Here is an 18917-nt window from a genome sequence, read left to right on the forward strand (position 1 = left end):
TTGAGCGACGACCCGAAACTTAAAACCGCACTTGGACTGTCATCTAAAAGCATTGTGCACAACTGGAAGCAGTCGGGTGTCGGCAGTATTCCCGGCTATGCGACGCACTATGACAAGCTAACTACTGGCGCCAAATACGCTAGGGCCGGTGGCTACCTTGCGATAGCCTTAGATGCGGGGGTTTCCGGCATGAGAATTCATGAAGTGTGTACCAATGGCCAAACTCAGGAATGCACAAAGGTCAAATACACCGAAGGCGGCAGGCTGACTGGCAGTGTGGGGGGCGGCGCAGGGGGTGCATTGGCCGGTGCAGCACTGTGTGGGCTAGCAGCCGTTACGTCCGGTGGCGTTGGCGGAATCGCATGCGCCATTATATTGGGAGGTGCGGGCTCGGCAGTCGGTGGTTATGCTGGGGGCACTGCAGGCGAAGGTCTTGGAGACGAAATTTACAGGCGTGTTGAGAATGACTGATACCGGAGTAACAATCGCGCTCTTTTGTGGCGCGGGAGGGCTAGGACTGATGTGGCTATCCCTTGTCGCAATCTTGACAATTGCTTTTCCAAAAATCCGCCAAATTGAAGAATTTATTTGCCCTGAACCTAAGTACTCTGCGTTACGGTTGAGAAAGGTCTGGGGTGGAGGGCTGTACGGACGGCTTATGCGCAGTAGCTACGTATGGAGATACCTGGTGATGCGAAAGATACCGTTTGGGCACTTCAAACGCTCAGCTGCGGATTTCGGCGATCCAGAGATAGATATACCGCTCAATTTGCGACTATGGGCCCTGGTTCCCTCGAACACTATGTTCTTGAGCTTTGTGATTTTTCTTATCGCTGGGCAATTCATGCCTGAGTGAAAAGGGCGGCTGGTATTGAATTATTAATTGTGACCCCTTGATCTTGTGGCTAACGTCGACGGTGTTGGCAGTGACGGAGAAGCTTTAAGGCGGTATACCAAAATGTCTACAGTCACTGAGGAGATCGGTGTAGTTACGGTATATGCGGGAATCATTGGAATAGCTGGCGCTCTGCTTTGTTCGCTGGTCATTATCACTATTGCGTTTCCGAAAGTCAGACAGATCGAGACAATGATCTCGGCAGCCACTCTGAACCCGTCATCCGGTCGGAATATATGGGGTGGCGATCCTTTCGGCAGGCTGATCCGAACCACCCAGGTTTTTACGTTTTTATCAATACGCAACGTGCCGGGCCATTTCCGTCGAGCAGCCGCAAATGTCGGAAACGTCGATACTGAAATCCCTCGTTACTTATTTCTATGGGGATTTCTGCCGACTTTTGGATTGTTTTTATTTGGGGGGATTGCCGTGTGCATCAGCCTCATTATTGGGTAGCACGCTAGTAAAGGGGTGGAACCCACGAAACCCGGCAACCAAACCATTTCCGACCTTGAGTACGATGAGCATGGACGCTGCAAAAAACATCAACACGCTTAACCAAAAAGCGGGGCTGTCTGAAGCGCCAACCCGCGTTGACTTCGCCATTGTTGATCTCGCGATCGACGATGACCTGCTGAAAAATATTTATGCAGGTATGACCAGCGAGACAATCGAGTGGTGGAGCCTGTTTACGGGCACTTCCTGGCAGGAAAACTGGCAGCACGGCCCTATACTGGTCGACCTTCGATATGCGCCCAAAATGCAATCGCAGTTGATTTCCATGGCCGCAGAAGTGCCGATCGGCCTCATGATCACGTCAAAGTGGCAACCGATCGCACTCCGTGATTATTTGGCTCATTGGTTGTGCAGTTCGACCGAGGGTGAAGGCAAGATCCTGCGTTTCCATGAGCCACGGATGTTTGGCCCTTTGCTTTGTGCGTTGGCAAACGAGCAAAGCGCCCTGCTCGGAAACGCGGCTTCAAGCTGGCACTGGCATGACAGCCATCAATGGCGGGAACACCGGCCGCCCCAGCCCGCAAATAGTCCCCCTGAAACCTTGCCTGAAGTTGCGGTGGCCTCAAACCAGATAGAGGCCGTCACGCCTTACCGTCTCGCGGCAGATGCACAAGGTTATGCCGAGTATTACGCCAGCGTGCTGTCAACGACGCCTGAGCCTGAACACTGGGCGCTGGAGCGACTGATCGACGCCAACGAAGCCGGCTTTAATAACAGTGCACATCAGGAACAATGGTTGCGTTTAGCACTTCGGCATGGCGCCGATTTTTATCTGCACCCCCCCTTCAAAGCATTACTGGTCCGGGAAGACTTATCTCCCACGGAACGATTTATCGCTATGGAAAGCGAACCGGAGATTCACCATGCCGCAGTATAAAGTTCAGCCAGGCGACACCCTAACGGCTATCGCACAAAAGCATCAGGTCACCGTCGCAGATATTCAGGCTCAGAACCCACAAATTACTAATGCAAACCATATTGAAGCAGGCTGGCAGCTTAAAATCCCTGCCAACGACAGCAATGCTGCCTCGATGCCGCCAGCTAAATCGGCTCAGAGCACATCCTCAACACAACCCACTTGTGAAGGTTGTGCCGAGGAATATGCAGAGATCATTCACGTCATGGGTGCCGACGATGGCGAATGGTGCGTCGCCCTGCCACAAAGCGCGGCTGACGAGATTTATACTGAGATAGAGGAAATGAACGCCTTGATGAAGGAGTTCAAACAGGCTCAGGACGAGCCTGTCGACGCGGAGGCCACCAGCGACCAACCGAGTCCAAAACGTAAGTGGATGCAGAAGGCAGCGGAAAAAGGGGTCATCGCACCGGAAGCGGATGAGGAAGAAGATGAAGGGCCAACCAAGGTATCTCAGGTCCAGTCGCAGATTGCCGCTGTGGATGAACAGATCAAGTGGTTCGAAGACTACGATCCCGACTACTTCTGGTCATTCGCCAGCGACGATGACGAGAAGCGAGAGAGTATCCTTACAACAGCCAAACAAAAGCGTCTTGAATTACTTCGAAGCGAACGAAAATCTCTGGAAGGACAGCTCGGGAAAGGGACCTCAAGCCAGGGCGTCAAAGGTGGCGGCGTCAAAGCGAGCGATTTCTCAACACGAAGCAACAGCACCGAAGTCGGCATCATTGAAGTCATGGTGTTCAGTCGGCCGGGCCGTTGGTATTACGTTCGCAAAGGTGTCTACAAGCGTTTGATCGCCGCCTATGCCTCAATCCGATACATCAAAAAAACGCGTGCCATCTCTGAGGCGCTGAAGAACAAAAGCGGCACGGCAGGCCAATTACTGGGCAAGATCAAAGACGATATTGCCTCTGATGCCAAAAAGAGCCTTGTAGGCAATATCGAGGTCAAATTCGCAGAAGCAAAGAAAGAATACTATCTGTTGGGCGAGGAACACACCAAGCTCACATGGTCTTCCGGAAACGGCGAAAGCCCTGCGGAAAACACGCTACAAGTCAGCGCCGAAGCCCAGCTCATGCGATTTGCCATGCAAGCCAGCGCTGGCGTCAATAGTTTCGATCTCAGCACAGGTGAAATTGATATTGGAGCGAAGGCCAGTGCTTCCATGGCGCTTGCCGAAGCGGAAGCGAAGCTGGCAGAAGTCTTCGTGCCCAACGAAGCGGGCTGGGACTGTCGTTTCACTTACAAGAACCGGAACGGCGAACTGACCGATCTCGCATTTGGCGCATTTCGCCTGTCCGGTGACATCACACTGAACTGTTTTGTCGGCGGCAGACTCAGCGGCGAAGCCAATGCCAGGCTCAGCACCGGCGCCGCAACCTTTTTGCTATCAGACAAGAAGAAGATCAAACCCGACCCCAAAGCAGGCCTCAGTGTATCAGGCAATGCCTTTGCCGGCGCTGAAGCGGGTGGAGCCATCGCCGGTAAGTTCTGCTGGGTTCATCCCGATGAGCAGTTTAAAAAGAACGCGGACTGGCAGGAGCTTTTGAAAATTGAAGCTGGTGGAACGGTCGCGGTTGGCATCGGTGCCGGAATGGATTTTCAGCTCGGATTCTCGCAAGGCAAGATTTTATTGAAATGCAAAGGTCGACTCGTGTTTGGACCTGGCGCTAGCGGTAATTTCGGCAGCACCATAGGAGCTGATACCGTTTGGCAACTGATGTCCACAACGCTGGAAGTGCTTGAAAAATCCGATTTTCAATTCTTAAGCAATATCGAGTCAGATCTCTTCCAGCAATGGTCCAAAAGCTTATTTCTGGGAATATCCTCAAACATAGACAACATCGAAACAATTGTATCCGACTATGTTTCTTTCAGGTCAGCGTGGGCACGACGCCAAGGGCAGAAAGCAGAGGCATACAATTTAGCCAGAAACATAAAAAAACAAGCGAGAGATGCGGGAGGCTCTCCGAAGAACTTGCAATACAAGGGCATTCCGTATAGCCGACTACCTCCTGAAACGCTTGGAATGATACTTTACACTCTGACGGAAACATTCATCGAAAGTAGGGAAGAAGATCAGGAAACCGCGATTCTAATTGTCGTTTCAGCAATAAACAGCTGGCGCCAGTTTATTGAGACTCTCCAACACATGTCGTTGGACGGCAGGAAGGTCAACGCAATGGGGAGCCTCGCCCGAATATGCGCAATTTTGGATGATGACGGTGAAAACAGTCAGCTGAGTAAATTCCAACGATGGATTGTCTCAAGCTTATCCGAGAAGCTTAGTTTTACAGAGCACGAACTCGCATGGCAAAAAATTCCGGTCAATTTGAAAAACGATCGTATTGACCAGCGACTATCGATGCTAAGAACCTCACAGCTAAGCTGAGGGGTCAGCGTACCCCACATCTAAATCCTATGAACTCATAGTATATATCAGAGTCTTGTGAACGGGACTCTCGATGCAACGTAGTGTTGGCCTCGGGTGAGTTAAAACTCCCTCCACCTCTCATTACTTTACTATCTCCACGAGTCGGGCCGACCGGATTGCTCTCAGGACTATTTTCGTAATAGTCCTCCCCATACCAATCTGATACCCATTCACTCGCGTTAAAATTCAGATCATATAGCCCCATTGGACTCGGGGGATATTGCCCTATTACTTGAGTGCTATCATCCTCCGAATCGGGTGGGTAATTTTCCCCGACTTCGACTCGCCCGTTGTCTGTCGGATAGAGAACATCCTTGCCCCGATCACGAGCCGCGAACTCCCACTGAGCCTCCGTAGGTAGATCGACTTTCCTCTCAGCCAGAGCCCCCACCCACACACAGTAGTCCCGCGCCTCTTCCCAATCTTTCGTCCAAGCCGGCTTCTCAGGCTCAAACAATTCCTGCCGATCCTCGCGCGCTCTCAAATCAGCGGCATAAGGTGCTTTCCCGTGCAACTCCCGAAAAAGATCAAAATCGGCAATCGTCGTTTCATATGCTGACAGCGAATAGTCATCCAAAACAACTTTGTGGGCGTGATCATTGCTCTTATCAAAATCACTCATGCAGACATCGTCAGAGCCCGGTTCACAAGGCACGCCGAACTCACCCATCATGAAACTGCCACCCTCAACAAACACCATGTTATCCAACGCCCGCACTACAAGTTCGGTTACCGCTTGCTGTTTTTCAGAGGACAGCTCCGGATAAGCATCGCTGACGCGTGACTGAATAGCGGCAATCTCCGCTTCGGAGAGCGTTTCGCTGGTTAATGAAGGGGAGCTGCAGGCAGCCATTAAAAAGAAGGGAACGAGAAGAGCAAAACGTCTCATGAAATCTCCATTTCGTTGGGGGCAACGGTCCTGTCGCGATCAGCAGATTCTACCAGAAACGAGGGATTTTGGCTGACCACTATCTCACCACATCACCCGCGATATCAGAGGTAATCATTTTCATTCCGAAATGCTTGGTTTCCGCATTTTTATGGGTAACATTACCCGCTTGATTCAGCACCGCTCGAAACACAGTCGGGCAAGCCAATCAAACATGAACCCCGAAGGCACAGTGACGTGCTGCGAAATCTGTCAAAGGACGACAATATGAAAGTTATCACCATTCTGAAGTATGTTTTCAGCTTCATTGGCGCTGGCATGCTGATCGGCACATTATTTTTATACCAGCACACCACCACTTTTCTAGACGGCGCACGGGAAACTGAAGGTACCGTCATAGCGTTGGGGCAATCCCGTTCCAGTAGTTCCACCACTTACTACCCCGTCGTTACCTTTAACGATGCTCGTGGACAACATATCGAGTTTTCGTCTTCTTCCAGCAGCAACCCGCCAGCCTACTCACGTGGTGAAACCGTATCGGTTCTGTATGAGGTGGAATCGCCTGAAAATGCCAGGATTAACGACTTCATGTCGCTCTGGGGCCCGGTATTAATCCTGTCTATTCTAGGCGGCGTGTTTTTTCTGGTGGGTATGGGATTGTTTGTGGTGCCCGCCCTGAAGAACCGCAAGGAGGCTTACCTGCGCAAGCACGGGACGATTATCGAGACACGGTTCCATAATGTTGAATACAACGAGGGCGTTTCGGTAAATGGCCGCAGTCCATTCCAGGTGGTAACCCAGTGGCAGAACCCCGAAAACGCCGAGATTCATTTATTCCGTAGCAATAACCTTTGGTACGACCCGACGAATCACATCAACGTGGATACGATTCGCGTATTCATTGACCGGAATAATCCTCGCAAGTACGCCGTCGATCTGTCGTTTTTGCCGAAGGTTGCAGGATAGACCTGAGTTAACGACTGAAAAGCCGGAGGCACCGAATCCCCGGCTTTTCACATCCCGCAATCCAGCCGGAACCCGTCGTGCAGATTCCGGGGCAGTACCAGGGTATGCATGCCAAAGGCTTTTGATGCATTGCAAAGGGTTTCTCTGGCCGTCGGATCGTTAACGTATTTGGAGGCGTACTCCGCATTCAGAACCGGCTTGTTCTGGGTAATAAAGGGCTGCAACAGGAAGCATTCGTTGTACTTGTGGCAGCTCTCGTTGATGGCCAGATCAAAGTAGGTTACCAGATCCTCAACTTGGCCAAGATCGTTCTTCAATGCCACGGCCAGCCCCAGTTCGTGAGCGGTATCAGCAAGAAAACGGTTATAGCTGATTTGATCGGCATAGGTCAGTGGAAGGCCGGTGCTGTTGGCGTAGCCGTCCACGTTGTCGGGCTCAACGCCATCACAGCCTTTGGTCTGCGCCAGCACCATGCGGGCACGCATAATGTCGCGCACATTGGCGGAGCGAATATCCAGCCAGTTCTCGCCTTCCCAGTCGCCCATGGGATCTCCCAGGTCACTGCTGGTAAACAGGTGGCCGTCCGTTCGCCAGTCCTCATAGCTGCCAGCGGAAAAATAGCAGAGCACCCGACGACCCGACTGCTGCAGGGATTCGATCAGGGTGATATCAGAATCGAACAGATCAATTCCATACATCTGGGCGTCATAGCCGGTGTTAATCGTGCCGGTCAGTTGCCATTGCCAGGTAAGGCCCTGCGCGGGCTGCCACCAATCCCCCACTGGCGGCAGCGGGTCGACGTCAGTCTCTGTCACAAAGCGGATTTCGGTGATGCTGTTCCACAGATTATTGCTATTGCCCCATCCCACATAGCGCACATAACGTGCGGTGGTATCGGGTACGTCGATTGTTTCGAAGTCGCGGGTACTGCCGCTGCTACTGGTGTCTTCGATCAACGGTTCCCACTGCACGCCATCCGTCGATGACTGAAGATCAAAATAGGCTTGTCGCTGATCACCACGATGAAAGGCGATCTCGACAGCGAGCAGTTGTTGTGGCTCTCCAAGGTCGTACTGAATCCATTCCCAGTCGCCTTTACTGGACCAGCGCGACCAACCGGCGCGGCTTCCGTCCAGCGTGTTTTCGGCAACATGGCCGTCGTCGCTACTCGACGTAGCGGTGATATTGGCCGAGACAAGACTACAACCGAGCAGCAGTGTCAGGGGGAAAGCGCCGAGCAGGTGACTGAAGCGCATCAAACTATCCTCAAAAAGGGTATGTCGATTAAGTAGCCTTAGAAGAATCATAGTTCGATTTGACAGTTTTTGACTGTTCCATATTGCGGAGATTTGTTACCGGACATGGCGAGAATCTGAACAGCGGCTTGCGTTGTTATGGGTTTCTGGCGATCATTCCTGCCCATGACGTCCCGGCCCGATTCCAAAACCTCCCGACAGGTCTCCCAACTGATGTGCGCCGCCACAGAAGCACTGCTCTGGGGTCCTGCACGCGAGTGGGTACGCGAGCGTTTGCCCGCAAGCGAACTGCGCTGTCGCACCGGCAGTGGTCAGGCGACCTACCATCAGTTTGATCCAGCCACCCATCAGCATGTCATCACCTACGGCCAACGTATGGTGGCAGCAAAGTTCGAATCCCAATCGGCCCACGGCTGGCTTTCTACCCGGGAAATCCGCAAATACGGCTATTTCGATGGCCAGGTGTCGACAGCCAATCTGTTAGCCCATACCTGCTGCCATGAGTTTGCTCACCTGCTGCAAAGTGCCAGCGGCAAACGCAAGCGGGGATCGGTCCATAACGCGGCGTTCTATAGGATTCTGGAAGAAATGCACGACAGCGGCGCGGCGATGGCGGTTCGGGCGTTCTTGCTGGAGCGAGCAACGCATCAGGACATGATGATCCCGACCGCTTCACTCGACACTTTTAACGCCCAGGCCCGACTGGAGCACTTCGCCATTGGTGACAATGTGCTGTTTGGCACAGAGGGTCGACAACGGCAGGGCGAGGTCATCCGCATCAATCGACGTACCTGCACGGTCGAGGGCACCGGGCGTTGGCGCGGCACGCGATACCGGGTGCCGGTTTCACTCATGAGCCACGCAGAAAACGTTTACTGACCTGTCACCAGTGCCGCACCCTCTTCCGTTTTACTGGTCGCGCTGTCGGCATCAATCGTGGTCGTTTCGATCAGCTTTTTGAGCTCCGGAATGCAGGACCCGCAATTGGTACCACACTTCAATGCATCTCCAAGTCCCGTTACCGAACCAGTGCCTGCCTGAATCGCGGCTTCAATCTGCTTCTGCCCCACCTGAAAGCAGCTGCAGATAATCTGCCCGATATCCGGTAATTCAGCATCCCGGCCAGCCAAGATAGCGCGGCGCTCCGCCGAGGTAAGGCTCTCCTTACCAAAGCAGCTGGCCAGCCAGGCGAGGTCCGGCAGGACGCCTTCCGGCGGCTCAACCAGCAGGACCGCCAGCACGCGTCCCTGATAAAAACGAGCAGCGCGGAAGCGACCTGTGGAAGGGTCCGACATCACGATTTGCGGCGTGCCTCCGAGCCAGCGTGCGGCTGTTGTCGACCAATCAACAGCCTCTTCTCCCGCAATCCACCAACTCTCACATCCTTCCAGCGGCACCTTGGACCATTGAGCCGCCTGCCACATACGAGGATGAGTTTCACGACACAGCAACCGCGCCTCCCAGCGCGCCGGGAATCGTTCAAGGCGCGCCACCCCATGCTTGGATTCCGGCTGACCGGAGATCGGATCAACATCAGGCGCCATCAGGCTGGATGCCAGCCCGGTTGAGGAGAACTGCTGGTTCCAGTGGATCGGGATGAACACCTCGCCGGCCCGCTGAGCATCGGTCACCATCACCCGACCAACAAAATCCCCCAGCCGGCCTTTCAGGCGTCCGAGTTGACCCTGCTTCAGATCGGCTTTGGCCGCATCATCCGGATGCACATCGATAAAGGGCTCGGCCCGGTGCTGCCAGAGCCGGGCAGTCCGGCCGGTGCGGGTCATGGTATGCCACTGGTCGCGGATTCGGCCGCTATTCACGACGAGTGGGTGCTGGCTGTCAGGTTGCTGGGTGGGAAGCGCCGGTTGAATCGGTACGAAATGCGCCCGTTTATCGGCGGTCGCGAAGCGGCCATCAGTAAATAGCCGCTCAAGGCCGTTCGGATTTTTCTCAGTCACCGGCCACTGGCAGGGTGCAAGTGCCTCGTACTCATCGTCGGTCAACGCCGCGAGCGCTGACAGGTTGAACGGCCGACGTCCGTCATTTTCGAAAGCCGACAAGCGCGCGTGTTCCCGAAACACTGAAGCCGGATTTTCAAAGCTGAAAGCCGATTCGTGCCCAAGAGCCCTGCCGACAGCGCTTATAATCCACCAATCCGGCATGGCATCACCCGCGTTGGGGAGAAACTGCCGCTGCCGCGAGATACGCCGTTCAGAATTGGTAACCGTGCCGTCCTTTTCTCCCCAGCCCGTTGCCGGCAGCAGAATATCGGCGAAATGCGTGGTATCCGTTTTGGCGATACAGTCCGAGACAATAACCGTCGGGCACAGGGCGAGCGCCTCACGGACCCGGGCATTATCCGGCAGGCTCACCGCAGGATTTGTCGCCATAATCCAGAGGACCTTGATATCACCCCGATGTACCGCGTCAAACAAGTCGATGGCCTTGTAGCCGGGCCCTTTTGCCAGGCCTGGTGACTGCCAGAAACGGGCAACCCGATCGACGTCCTCCGGCGACTGGTAATCCATATGCGCCGCCAGGGTGTTGGCCAACCCTCCCACTTCGCGCCCACCCATCGCATTGGGCTGGCCTGTCATTGAGAAGGGCGAAGCGCCAGGTTTGCCGACACGGCCAGTCGCGAGGTGGCAGTTGATAATCGCATTGGCCTTGTCGGTACCTGCGGCGGACTGGTTTACGCCCTGGGAAAACACGGTGACCGTGCGGTCATTCTCAGCAAACCAGTCAAAGAAACGTGCTAGATCTTCAGCCGGTATATCGCATTGTCGGGCAACCGCCTCAATATCCGGCGCGGACGCCAGCGCAGGTGCCAATGCCTCGATAAACCCATGACAATGCTGTTCGATATAGTCACTGTTAAGAGAGTCAGAGCGGTATAGGTGGGCCAGCAAGCCGTTAAACAGGTAGGTATCGCTGCCCGGCTTGAGGCGCAGGTGCATATCTGCCACTTCGCTGGTCGCAGTTTCCCGGGGATCGATAACTACCACCCGGCGGCCCTCGCGCCCGGCCGCCTTGATGCGCTGATACAAAATCGGATGATTCCAGGCCGTATTGCTCCCGACCAATACCACCAGATCCGCCAGTTCAAGATCGTCGTAGCAGGCCGGCACAACATCGGCGCCAAACGCACGCTTGTGAGCAGCAACGGCTGACGACATGCACAACCGGGAATTGGTATCCACATGCGGTGTGCCGATAAAGCCCTTCGCCAGCTTGTTCGCGGCGTAGTAGTCCTCCGTCAGCAACTGACCTGACAGGTAAAAGCCGACAGAACCCGGGCCATGCTCGTCGACAGCCTTGCGAATCGCGTGGGCAACCGCGTCAACTGCTTCGGGCCAACTGGCCTGCTGCCCCCGGACCCGCGGATACAGCAGGCGATCATCGTCGCCGAGTGTTTCGTGCAAACTCGATCCCTTGACACACAGACGCCCCCGGTTCGCTGGATGATCCTTGTCGCCGGTTACCGACGGCGTCGCACCCTGATCCTTCGGTATGACCACACCACAACCGACGCCACAGTACGGACAGGTGGTTTTGCAAGATGTGTCTGACGTTTCAATCACAGGTGCTCCCCAATAAAAAACGCCCGATAGCCCGCAAAACCGGTTACCGGCTTTGCAAACCATCGGGCGTCATTGCCTTGCGCATGGCGACGCCTGTGGCGTCCTGAGCGCATGGAACAGAATGGACATATCGCTGCCGGGAGTTGAACCCGGTTCCACCATTCCAAAGATATTTCAACGTTTGAAGCAATATGGGGGCCATCACGTTATAGCCCCGCACCAGGCAGTGCGCCGATACTCACCCCAGCCCGAATCAAACCAAAACAGTGCAGCCGCGCTTTTTTCGAACCACAGCAGGGCGATAATCAGGCCTCTCGCCTTCATCTCAAACCCGGGACATCCCTAAAAGCCCCGACGATTCAGTCCATTAGCCTCGCACCCGATACTCTGGTCAGGTTTTTGCTTAGATCCGGTTCAGGACATCGAGGACGTTTCCATGGATTCATTTACACCACTCCGTATTCTGTTGATAGACAAAGATGCCGACCGCGCTGCCGTGGTCCGCAAGGCGCTGGTTGCCGAGGGACATGAAGTCATCAGTGAGCGCCCGGATGCCACCGGCCTGACAGCTGCGGTCGCCCGTGACGAACCGGACATGGTCATCATCGACATGGACTTGCCTGATCGCGACACGCTGGAAAACATGAGCACACTGAATGCCCATGCGCCCCGGCCGATCGTCTTTTTCGCCCGGGAGCAGAGTGACCGCAACACCATTCAGGCAGCGGTGCGTGCCGGCGTGAGCGCCTACGTTGTAGACGGCCTTCAGCCACAACACGTGCGCAGTATTATCGATACCGCTGTAGCCCGGTTTGAGGCCTTCCAGTCGCTGCGCAATGAACTGGAAGAAACCCGCACTGCGCTGGAAGAACGCAAACTGATTGATCGCGCCAAAGCCCTGATCATGAAGCGCGAGAATTGCAACGAAGACCAGGCCTACCGTGTGCTGCAGAAATCAGCCATGGATCACAGCCAGCGCATGGGCCAGATCGCTCAGCGGGTCATCGATATGTTGCAGACAAGCGACCATGAAAGCGCCGGCAAGTTGCGGCGCGCGTCCTGATAAAGCGATCAGGTAATGCACTGACGAACCCGATATGCCATGACTGCCAGCCCGATACCAATGCGTCGCCACAAGGGGTTTCACTTGAGACTCGGATTCGTCCCATTGCTGGACAGCGCACCACTGATCATTGCCCATGAACTGGGGCTATTCTTTCAGGAAGGGCTGGAAGTAGAGCTCGTGCGCGAGGCCTCATGGGCCTCGCTACGGGACAAAATCACCTTCGGCTTACTGGACGGCGGCCACATGCTGGCCCCAATGCCGTTGGCCATGTCGCTCGCTAACGACCGACCTCGCTCGCCGATTGTCACCGGTATGGTATTAAGCCGGAATGGCAACGGCATTACCGTATCATCTGCACTCTATCCCGAGCTGGAGGCATGTGGCGCCGATCCCGCCAATCCACTGGCCTCCGCCCAGGCATTGATCGAAGTGGCCCAGAAACGGGGCGCCCCGATCCAGCTGGCGTCTGTCGCGCCCTGGTCAAGCCACGACCTTCAACTGCGTGACTGGATTGCCAGCGCAGGCCCGGAAGCCCGGCACCATTTACGTATCGTGCCGGTATCGCCGGTACAAATGGTGGATGCATTCCGTGCCGGTGCGATTGAAGGCTGCTGCGTAGGTGAACCCTGGAACAGTCTGCTGGAGTGGCAGGACCTTGGTGTGTTGCTCCATGCCGGCCACCAGATCTGGCAGAACGCACCGGAAAAAGTGCTGGGCATGCGCCAGGACTGGGCCGAACAGCACCCTGAAATTCATGAGCGACTGATCCGGGTTCTGCTGCGCGCCTGCGAATGGCTGGACAACCCGGCCCACCACGACACACTTCGCGACATTCTTGCAGATGAGCGCTATCTGGGAAATCAGGTTCAGGCGCTGGATGGTCATCCATTTTCGCTGTTCCATCCACGACTGCATCAGCACTTTTTCCGTGACAGTGCCAATTTCCCATGGCTGTCCCAGGCACACTGGCTAGCCTCTCGTCTGGCACGCTGGAATCAGCTCGGCAGTTTCAGTACCGAAGATATCCGGGCAGTGGTCAAACCCGACCTGTTCCGCAAAGCTGCAAGCCGAATCGGTATTGATGCCCCGTTGATTGACGCCAAAACCGAAGGGCGTCATCGCCTGCCGCACGTTATCGAAGGTGGCGATGGCCCCGTCAGTATTGCTGGCGACAGTCTGCTCGGCGAGCAACTGCATCGCTGGCCGGGCTAAATACAGCCCACTCCAACCTGATTACCCCCTCCTTACTGCATTGCCCGCCACTGGTGCGAAATTCGCCGGCGCGACCCAATTAGATTCGATCCTGAACAGAACGAAAATCTGTAAAATCAATAACCCCTTGTTTTTACTGCCTTTTACAAGTTGGCACGCGCAATGCAAACACCCTATTAGCTTCAACGCTTACTGACACCTGTCAGCAAGCCACACATCAAGATCCAGACGATCTGCAGGCATTGGCGCCTATCCCCGACATCGGGGGTGGGCGTTTTTTTTGGCCTGACAAAATGACGATCAAGGAGAAATGCATGGCAATCCGGACTTTCACCGCAGCAGCAACGGTGGCATTGAGCCTGACACAGGGCGCGGCCTTTGCCGCAGACAAAATCGGTCCGCCTGAGCAGAGCGATCTGAAGTTGGGCTTTATCAAACTGACCGACATGGCCCCTTTGGCCGTCGCCTGGGAGCAGGGTTTTTTCCTTGATGAGGGCCTGTTTGTTGAACTTGAAGCCCAGGCCAACTGGAAGGTATTGCTCGATCGCGTGATCACCGGCGAACTGGACGGCGCCCACATGCTGGCAGGTCAGCCGTTAGGCGCCACCATCGGCTACGGTACTCAAGCCAACATCATTACCGCATTCAGTATGGACCTGAACGGCAACGGCATTACGGTCTCCAACGATGTGTGGAGCCAGATGGTGCCACACATTCCCAAGAACGCCGACGGCAAACCCCGGCACCCGATCAGTGCCGAAGCTCTGAAACCGGTCGTCGAAGCCCAGCGTGATGCCGGACAACTGTTCAAGATGGGCATGGTATTTCCAGTCTCCACACACAACTATGAACTTCGCTACTGGCTGGCCGCCGGCGGTCTGAACCCGGGCTACTACGCGCCACACAAAGGCGATTCCAGCGGCACCCTGAAAGCAGACGTTCAGCTTTCCGTTACCCCGCCACCCCAGATGCCGTCCACTCTGGAAGCAGGCACCATCCAGGGTTATTGCGTCGGCGAGCCCTGGAACCAGCAGGCCGTATTCAAGGGGATCGGCGTGCCGGTCATTACCGACTACGAGATCTGGCCGAACAACCCGGAAAAAGTATTTGGCGTGACCGAAGGTTGGGCCGAGAAAAACCCCAACACTCACCTGCACCTGCTAAGGGCACTGATCCGAGCGGCAGCATGGCTGGACGAAAACGACAATGCCAACCGTGCTGCCGCAGTGAAAATGCTGTCACGCCCGAACTATGTTGGCGCCGATGAAGATGTCATCGCCAACTCCATGACCGGCACCTTTGAGTATGAAAAAGGCGATGTGCGCGAAGTGCCCGATTTCAACGTGTTCTTTCGCTACTTCGCGACTTATCCGTACCCGTCTGATGCCATCTGGTATCTCTCCCAGATGCGTCGCTGGGGGCAGATTGCCGAGCCCAAATCCGATAGCTGGTACATGGACACCGCCAAAAAGGTCTATCGCGCCGATATATACGCTCAGGCTGCCCAGTCTCTGATTGACGACGGCACCTTGCCCGCTGACGCCTTTCCTGATCTGGGCGCGGAAAACTTCACCCGCCCCCACCAGGGAGAGCTGATTGATGGCATCGCCTTCGACCCGAAAGCACCCAACGCCTATATCGACAGCTTCGACATTGGCCTGAAAGGTAACGAGACCCTCTGATTCAGAGGGCTACGCCGGAGAACTGACTATGAGCACGCTGACCACACCTAATCCGCTGATGCAGCTATTACGCCGGCGCTATCCGGATATAACAGGTAAATCACTTCTTCAGTCGATCACGCTGCCAGCATTGGGCATCGCCGTCTTCCTGGTGCTATGGCACCTGGTTGCGCCGCAAATCGATACCTCGCTCGGTCAGTTCCCGACACCGGCCAACGTCTGGGAACAGGCCGGCCAACTGTGGGACGAACACGAGAGCGAACAAGCACGGGCTGCCAAATTCATGGACATGCAGGAAGCCCGCAACGCCCGCATTCTGGCAGAGAATCCCGAGGCGGAAACCCGCATGCGGTCCTATCCGGGTGCGCCCACCTTCATCGACCAGATCGGCACCAGCCTTGTGACAGTACTCGCAGGCTTTCTTTTGGCCACTGTCATTGCGGTGCCACTGGGCATCCTGATTGGTCTGAATCGTTACTTTGCAGCGGCGACCAACCCGATCATCCAGATTCTGAAGCCGGTTTCGCCGCTCGCCTGGCTGCCGCTGGTCACCATGGTGGTCTCGGCCACCTATGTCTCGGACGACCCCATGTTCGAGAAGGCGTTCATTACCTCGATGATTACCGTCACTCTCTGCAGCCTCTGGCCCACATTGATCAATACCGCAACCGGCGTGTCTCAGGTCAACCCCGATCTGGTTAATGTCTCCAAGGTGCTGCAACTGCCGTTCTGGACGCACGCCCGCAAGGTCGTCCTGCCCGGCGCGGTGCCGATGATCTTTACCGGCCTTCGGGTATCGCTGGGGATTGCCTGGATGGTGCTGATTGCAGCCGAAATGCTGGCCCAGAACCCCGGTCTCGGCAAATTTGTGTGGGATGAATTCCAGAACGGCAGCAGTGCCTCACTCAGCCGCATCATGGTGGCCGTGATCACCATCGGCCTGATCGGCTACCTGCTGGACCGTGTCATGCTGCTGATCCAGCGCAAAGTTGCCTGGGATGAGTAAACCAGCGTCCTGGCAGACCGAATTCTGACTCAACACCCTATTTTATGACCAGTGTTCCATAGACGGAGCAAGGAGATGTCACATGAGCAAGCCGCATCTTGAACTGACCGGCGTCAGCATGTCTTTTGATACACCGCAGGGCAGCTTTCAGGCACTGGATACGATCAACCTGAAAATCGCCAAGGGTGAGTTTGTTTCCCTGATCGGCCATTCCGGATGCGGTAAATCTACCGTGCTGAACATTGTGGCGGGCCTGCTGCAAGCCAGCAAAGGTGGCTGCATCCTGGACGGCCAGGAAGTCAACTCACCCGGACCGGAACGTGCCGTTGTATTCCAGCATCATGCCCTGATGCCCTGGCTAACGGTCTACGAAAACGTCGAACTGGCAGTGAAGCAGGTCTTCCGTAAAACCATGAGCAAACAGGAAAGGCGCGACTGGATTCAACACAATCTTGAGCTGGTCAATATGGCTCACGCCGCCCACAAGCGCCCCGGGGAAATCTCCGGCGGTATGGCCCAGCGAGTGGGCATTGCCCGTGCACTGTCCATGCGACCAAGGGTGTTATTGATGGATGAGCCCTTCGGCGCGCTTGATGCCTTGACCCGTGCCCATCTGCAGGATGCGCTGATGAATATTCAGCAGGACCTCAACAGTACGGTGATCATGATTACCCACGATGTGGACGAGGCGGTGCTGCTTTCCGACCGCATCGTCATGATGACCAACGGCCCGGCAGCAACCGTGGGCGAAGAACTGCGAATTGATCTGCCCCGGCCACGCAACCGCGTCACGCTGGCAGACGATCCCGAATATGTCCACTACCGCCAGGCGGTTTTGCGGTTCCTGTATGAAAAGCAGCGCTTCCCCGGCAAAAGCGAAAAAGCTGAAGCCGGTGACGAAGTGTCTACACCAACCGAACAGCCTGCAGTTGCAGAAGTTATTCAGCGTGAGCCTGGCAGCATCGATTCATCCGCCCACACCGACAAGGAGAAAGCGGCCGTTATCGAACATTCCTGAACCCTTTCAGTGCAAAACCGGGGGCCGGCGAACCACCGCAGGGCACAAACCTGATTAGCCTTATTTCAAAATCAGGCTTAACCAATTGATTTAAGGATAGTTTAAAGCCTGGCACAGTTATCGCTTTAGCCTATACAGGACGAACTCCCGGTCAAGGACTGACCGGACATTACACATCGTTGTTGGCACTGATGCCGGGCCACCTATTTCCGCGAGGGGAAGGTGCTCCGGCTTTTTTGCTTCAAGAAAGGTGAAAAATGGACAACCGGAAGCTCGTAGTGATTGGTCACGGCATGGTCGCCCAGCGTTTGCTGGAGCGGCTGGTGGCCGAACCTGCCAATCCCTACACCGAGATCGACGTGCTGAATGCGGAGGCCGTTCCAGCCTACAACCGCATTTTGCTGTCGTCGGTACTGGCCGGCGACGCGAGCATGGCGGGCATCGCCCTGCAATCCTCAGACTGGTTCCGTGAACATGGCATCCGGCTTCATTCAAGCGAGCCCGCGACGGTCATAGATACCGAAGCCAAAACCGTTATGACAGCCTCCGGCAAGGTCATGCAATACGATGATCTTGTGCTGGCAACCGGCTCCCGGGCTGCTTCACTGAAGTTGCCGGGTGAAACACTGGAAGGTGTCGTCAACTTTCGCAATGTCGACGACACTGAAAAGCTGCTTGAAATGAGCCGCAATCATCGCCGCGCCGTTGTAATCGGCGGCGGTTTCCTCGGCCTGGAAGCCGCCGAAGGTCTGCGTCAACAGGGCATGTCCGTCACCGTTATTCACCGTGGTGAGCACCTGCTCAATCGCCAGCTCGACCCGACCGCCGGCAAGCTCCTTGAAGATGCCCTCGTCACCCGTGGCATTCACGTGGCAACCCATTCCTCACCACTCAGTCTGGTCGGCCAGAGCCGGGTCAGAGCCGTTGAGCTAACTGACGAAACACTGATCAGCACTGATCTGGTGGTGCTCGCCACCGGCATAACACCCAACCGTGAAATTGCCGAACAGTCCGGCATCGAATGTGATCGCGGCATTCTCGTCGATAGCCAGTTACGCACCAACCAGCCCTCTGTTTTCGCTGTCGGCGAGTGCTGCCAGCTAGGCAAGCAGACCTTCGGACTGGTTGAGCCCGGCTACCAACAGGCCGACACGCTCGCACAGGTGCTGTGCCATAACGACAGTCATTTCAAGCCGGGCGAAGTCGCCACGCGCCTGAAGATCAGTGGCATTCCCATTTTTTCGTGCGGCCACCCGGTACCGGGTCCCGACACAGAATCCGTTATCTGGCAGGACCACGACACCGCGCGTTACTGCCACCTTCTTCTCAGGAATAACCGCCTCGCCGGCGCTGTGTTGTTCGGCGAAACACAAGACGGTCCCTGGTATTTCGACCAACTACAGCAACAGCGTGATCTGTCGGCCCACCGGCAGCAACTGGCCTTTGGCGCTGCTTACTGCACCGCCTGAACCAGATA

The 18917-nt window shown here is 55.5% G+C and carries 14 protein-coding genes; 11 read left to right on the forward strand and 3 right to left on the reverse strand.

The features are described 5' to 3' along the window. Positions 1-463: 463 nt before the first annotated feature. The 3 genes from ACUN9X_RS01605 (at position 464) to ACUN9X_RS01615 (ending at position 4722) form a co-directional block, all read left to right on the forward strand. Positions 464-856, forward strand: a complete 393-nt coding sequence (locus tag ACUN9X_RS01605; RefSeq protein ID WP_445471985.1) for a hypothetical protein — start codon at positions 464-466, stop codon at positions 854-856. A 376-nt stretch (positions 857-1232) separates the two neighbouring features. After that, positions 1233-2288, forward strand: coding sequence for a DUF4123 domain-containing protein (locus tag ACUN9X_RS01610; protein ID WP_445471986.1), 1056 nt, complete (start codon positions 1233-1235; stop codon positions 2286-2288). Then, positions 2275-4722, forward strand: coding sequence for a LysM peptidoglycan-binding domain-containing protein (locus ACUN9X_RS01615; protein ID WP_445471987.1), 2448 nt, complete (start codon positions 2275-2277; stop codon positions 4720-4722). The genes ACUN9X_RS01610 and ACUN9X_RS01615 overlap by 14 nt, the downstream gene beginning before the upstream one ends. Before the next feature lie 4 nt (positions 4723-4726). Here the strand turns inward: ACUN9X_RS01615 and ACUN9X_RS01620 are convergent, their stop codons facing one another. After that, entirely contained in the window at positions 4727-5653 is a 927-nt protein-coding gene (locus tag ACUN9X_RS01620; protein ID WP_445471988.1) for a formylglycine-generating enzyme family protein, read from the reverse strand. Between the two features lie 267 nt (positions 5654-5920). On the opposite strand from ACUN9X_RS01620, the gene ACUN9X_RS01625 reads away from it, so the two are divergent. Next, a complete protein-coding gene (locus ACUN9X_RS01625; RefSeq protein ID WP_445471989.1) occupies positions 5921-6619 on the forward strand; it encodes a DUF3592 domain-containing protein in 699 nt (232 codons plus the stop codon). Between the two features lie 47 nt (positions 6620-6666). Here the strand turns inward: ACUN9X_RS01625 and ACUN9X_RS01630 are convergent, their stop codons facing one another. Then, positions 6667-7875 carry an endo alpha-1,4 polygalactosaminidase gene (locus ACUN9X_RS01630; RefSeq protein WP_445471990.1) on the reverse strand — a complete coding sequence of 403 codons (1209 nt, stop codon included), beginning with the start codon at positions 7873-7875 and terminating at the stop codon, positions 6667-6669. 165 nt (positions 7876-8040) lie between these two features. Between ACUN9X_RS01630 and ACUN9X_RS01635 the strand changes: the two genes are divergently transcribed. Beyond that, complete coding sequence (locus ACUN9X_RS01635; RefSeq protein WP_260037086.1) at positions 8041-8754, forward strand: hypothetical protein; 714 nt, start codon at positions 8041-8043, stop codon at positions 8752-8754. Here ACUN9X_RS01635 and ACUN9X_RS01640 read toward each other — a convergent pair. Next, positions 8748-11456 (reverse strand): nitrate reductase, encoded by a 2709-nt coding sequence (locus ACUN9X_RS01640; protein WP_445471991.1) that lies wholly within the window; start codon positions 11454-11456, stop codon positions 8748-8750. The genes ACUN9X_RS01635 and ACUN9X_RS01640 overlap by 7 nt on opposite strands. Before the next feature lie 436 nt (positions 11457-11892). On the opposite strand from ACUN9X_RS01640, the gene ACUN9X_RS01645 reads away from it, so the two are divergent. The 6 genes from ACUN9X_RS01645 (at position 11893) to ACUN9X_RS01670 (ending at position 18909) form a co-directional block, all read left to right on the forward strand. Continuing rightward, entirely contained in the window at positions 11893-12519 is a 627-nt protein-coding gene (locus tag ACUN9X_RS01645; protein ID WP_445471992.1) for an ANTAR domain-containing response regulator, read from the forward strand. Between the two features lie 84 nt (positions 12520-12603). Further along, entirely contained in the window at positions 12604-13734 is a 1131-nt protein-coding gene (locus ACUN9X_RS01650) for an ABC transporter substrate-binding protein (RefSeq protein WP_445471993.1), read from the forward strand. Positions 13735-14048: 314 nt separating this feature from the next. Continuing rightward, positions 14049-15416: a CmpA/NrtA family ABC transporter substrate-binding protein gene (locus ACUN9X_RS01655; protein WP_445471994.1), complete on the forward strand. Its 1368-nt coding sequence runs from the start codon at positions 14049-14051 to the stop codon at positions 15414-15416. A 28-nt stretch (positions 15417-15444) separates the two neighbouring features. Next, a complete protein-coding gene (locus tag ACUN9X_RS01660) occupies positions 15445-16422 on the forward strand; it encodes an ABC transporter permease (protein ID WP_445471995.1) in 978 nt (325 codons plus the stop codon). 82 nt (positions 16423-16504) lie between these two features. After that, a complete protein-coding gene (locus tag ACUN9X_RS01665; RefSeq protein WP_445471996.1) occupies positions 16505-17440 on the forward strand; it encodes an ABC transporter ATP-binding protein in 936 nt (311 codons plus the stop codon). A 257-nt stretch (positions 17441-17697) separates the two neighbouring features. Continuing rightward, on the forward strand, positions 17698-18909 hold the full coding sequence (locus tag ACUN9X_RS01670; protein ID WP_445471997.1) for an NAD(P)/FAD-dependent oxidoreductase: 1212 nt from the start codon (positions 17698-17700) through the stop codon (positions 18907-18909). Positions 18910-18917: the final 8 nt, after the last annotated feature.

It is taken from the genome of Marinobacter sp. V032, from assembly GCF_052645435.1.